The organism is Vibrio sp. 2132-1, assembly GCF_033344315.1.
The window spans coordinates 1-553 of the sequence record NZ_JAWPON010000715.1 but is presented as its reverse complement, the minus strand read 5'-3'; the positions used below and the strand labels follow the sequence as shown (position 1 = coordinate 553).

1 protein-coding gene is annotated in these 553 nt (G+C 47.2%); it reads left to right on the top strand.

The genetic code is table 11. The annotated features are described in order from the left end of the window. Nucleotides 1–553: DNA topoisomerase (locus tag R8N47_RS27555; RefSeq protein WP_318186407.1), on the top strand; the 553-nt coding region annotated here is incomplete at both ends.

Sequence of the window (553 nt, the reverse complement as noted above, 5' to 3'; positions counted from 1 at the left end):
TGTCTATGCCGAAGCGAAATTGGTATTCGACATCGCTGGTGGCATTTTCATTGCTAAAGGTCGTCAACTTGTTTCGCCGGGTTGGAAAGCGCTGATGGGAAAAACGGATAAAGAAGACGAAGGTATTGATGCGGTGCCACCGTTAAGTGAAGGCACGGTGTTAACATGTCGTGAAGGTGAAATTAAAGACCGAAAAACTGAGCCACCAAAACACTTTACTGAAGCCACTCTGCTGCAAGCGATGACGGGAATTGCTCGTTATGTTGCCGATAAAGAGTTGAAAAAACTTCTGCGCGACACAGATGGATTAGGTACGGAAGCGACTCGTGCGGGTATTTTGGGTACGCTCTTTAAGCGTCAGTTATTGACAAGGCAAGGTAAATCCATACTCAGCTCGCAAGCTGGACGAGGGTTAATCAACGCATTACCACAAGATGCGACGTATCCTGATATGACCGCCCATTGGGAGCACCAACTTCAGGGGATGGCAGAAAGAAATCAAGCTTATCAACCTTTCATGCAGGCACTTGAGCAGCGTATTGATGGGTTGATG